Origin of the sequence: Winogradskyella sp. (assembly GCF_028289625.1) — a bacterium.
Taxonomy (GTDB): domain Bacteria; phylum Bacteroidota; class Bacteroidia; order Flavobacteriales; family Flavobacteriaceae; genus Winogradskyella.
Genome location: NZ_JANQOM010000023.1, coordinates 1 through 2,973 on the forward strand (window position 1 = coordinate 1; position 2,973 = coordinate 2,973).

At 34.9% G+C, this 2,973-nt stretch carries 4 protein-coding genes; all 4 read right to left on the reverse strand.

The annotated features are described in order from the left end of the window. Nucleotides 1-64: 64 nt before the first annotated feature. On the reverse strand, nucleotides 65-367 hold the full coding sequence (locus Q0992_RS05150) for a hypothetical protein (RefSeq protein WP_299521273.1): 303 nt from the start codon (nucleotides 365-367) through the stop codon (nucleotides 65-67). A gap of 122 nt (nucleotides 368-489) precedes the next feature. Beyond that, a complete protein-coding gene (locus Q0992_RS05155; protein ID WP_299521274.1) occupies nucleotides 490-738 on the reverse strand; it encodes a hypothetical protein in 249 nt (82 codons plus the stop codon). Nucleotides 739-901: 163 nt separating this feature from the next. Further along, complete coding sequence (locus tag Q0992_RS05160) at nucleotides 902-2,395, reverse strand: TrkH family potassium uptake protein (protein WP_299521276.1); 1,494 nt, start codon at nucleotides 2,393-2,395, stop codon at nucleotides 902-904. 17 nt (nucleotides 2,396-2,412) lie between these two features. After that, nucleotides 2,413-2,973: NAD-binding protein (locus Q0992_RS05165; protein WP_299521275.1), on the reverse strand; the 561-nt coding region annotated here is incomplete at its 5' end.

Genomic DNA, 2,973 nt, shown 5'->3' on the forward strand with positions numbered 1-2,973 from the left:
CAATTAACGTCATAGCTTTCTATGATGATGCCAAAAGCATCCAAACCAAATGCTATATCACAATTTAATAGGTTAATAATTCTATTATACCGTTACTTGAGTAAACAAAGGCATATACCAAACCTAAAAATAAAAGTATAGTTACTACTATGACTTTGCCCATTCGTGTTTTATGCTCTTTCTTTAAGCGTTTAGCTATGGCATTAAGTTCTTTAGTTGTTGGTTTTGGAAGGTTATACTCCGTTTTTGCTCCAGAGCTATTAGTACCAAGACGATTTTTTAGTCCTAGCCTATCTTTTGCTTTTTTACGATAAGACAATAGCTTTAAATTATTTCTTACGCTCGTACCTAATGAACTTGCTGTCATAACTTCAAATTTTAAGTGAAAATTGATAATAAAATCCTAAGCAACATAATTTTATATTGCGAATCGTATAAAAGACACTTATAAAGTACCAGTTAAAAGTTCAGAAAATTTAGCCTATTGCTTTAGAATATGACGATTAAGGCTATAGCAAATACAGTCAGTTTCAAAATCGCAGCTGTATGGTTAATTCTATTGAATTGAGAAGATTTAATACGTTGTCTAATTCCAAATACAGATGTTGTGTTCAACGTACTATAATTTTCTTTCACAATTTTTTTGTAATTAGAATTCAACAGACCATTGGTAGTGTAATGAGGTACCGCAATGGGTTCTGATACAGATTCTAATTCTTGGTTTAATACTAATTCCATAATTGATATTTTTTAATTGGTTACGCAAATATGACGCAGCTATTTAAAAAATGTTACAGGCTGTATTTCAACCATAGCGTGAGATTGAGGGCATTAACCTTCAAAAACATCAGTAAAAATATAGGCTAGCTCAATTTAGAAAATTTTAAAAAAAATTAAACTATCATCTATTTCTCCAGAAGAATGGCGTCAATAATATTAAAATCGTAAAGAGTTCTAATCGACCCAATAGCATCATAAATGATGCCCACCATTTACCTAAACTTGGGAGTGCTGCATAATTATTAACAGGCCCGAATTCCCCAAGCGCTGGTCCAACATTACCTAAACTCGAGGCTGAGAGACCTATGGCCGAAGTAAAATCGATTTGAAACATAGAAAATACAAGTGCACCGATGATAAAAGATAGCATGTATAGAATAAAAAAGCCTAAAACGTTAAATACAATATCTTTTGAAACCGATTTAGTATTGTATCGTACAGGTAAAATGGCATTAGGATGCAAAGATCGTTTGAATTCTAGAAAGCCATTTTTGATTAATATAAGATGTCTAACCACTTTTACACCTCCAGACGTACTACCTGCAGAACCACCCAAAAACATTAATCCAAAAAAGAATACCGTTAAAAATGGCGTCCACATGGTATAGTCTGCTGTCACAAAACCTGTAGTGGTCACAATAGCCAACACTTGAAACAAGCCATGTCTAACAGCACTTTCCCCTTCACCCAAAACCATAGGATGTGCAACGGAAGATTGTGAGACATCGGCCCTAAAATATATTAAGAGCGCTGCAACGATAGTAAAAGCCAGTATAAACCTAAAATAGAGTTTAAATTCGTCGTCCTTTACAATTTTAGTAACATTACCCTTAAACAAATAATAACTAAGCACAAAGTTGGTTCCTGCCAAAAACATAAAGAACATAATGATGTATTGTACTGCAGGATTATCATTCCAATGTGCTATACTGGCATTCTTGGTTGAAAAACCTCCTGTTGACAAAGTGCTTAACGCATGATTTATAGCATCAAAAAAAGACATTCCAGCTATCTGAAGCAAAATCGTTTCGGCTATAGTATAACCAAAATAAATCAGCCATAAACGCTTAGCCGTATCCGTAATTCTAGGGTGTAATTTATCACCACCTGGACCTGGTGCTTCAGCCGCAAAGAGCTGCATACCACCTACACCAAGTAATGGAAGAATTGCTATGGCCAAGACAATAATGCCCATACCACCAATCCAATGCGTCATACTTCGCCAAAAGAGTACTCCTTTAGGAAGAATCTCTATATCATTCAAGATACTTGCTCCAGTCGTAGTGTATCCCGACATCGTTTCAAAAAAGGCCTCGGTAAACGACGGAATAGCTTCGGTAGCTAAATAAGGAAGTGTCCCTGTAAGGGACATCACAATCCAACCGAAGGTCACAACAATATAACCTTCGCGCTTATTCATTTCTTTTCGATGCTTTTTAGTTGCATACATCGCTACAACACCCATAAGTAATGTTGCCAAACTTGCAAGAAACAAGTTAAAGGTTACGCCATCATTATAAATTAAGCTAATTAATGTAGCAAGTAGCATAAAACCACCATTAAACAGCAATAACAATCCAAAAAAATGGAAAATGATTTTATAATTGAGATGCATTCGGGACATAATACCGATTATGAGAAAAAGGCTTCTACTTCAGAAATTGAACGCGGTAAACAACATACTACCACACGATCACCTGCTTCAATTTTAAAACTACCTAAAGGTATCAAACCTTTTCCATTTCTTATAACTCCACCAAAAATCGCTGATCTAGGAAAATCTAAATCCCTTATAATCTTATTAGTAATCTTTGAATCTGGTTTTACAACAAACTCTAAAAGCTCTGCGTTCATATTAGTAAGCTTGGTCATAGCCACAACCTCTCCCTTTCTAATATATCTAAAGATATTATTCGCTGCTAAAAGTTTCTTGTTGATAAGTGTGTCTATACCTATGGATTGCGATAATTGGTAGTAATCCATATTCTCTACTAAGGCAATGGTTTTTCTAACACCTTTAGATTTTGCCAATAAACAAGACATAATATTGGTTTCAGAATTACCTGTAACAGATATAAAGGCATCCATATCAGCAATATTTTCCTCCTCCAAAATTTCAACATTTCTGCCATCTCCACAAATCACCAAGGCATTTGGTAAGCGATCCGCTAAATCTTCAGCCATAGTCTGTCT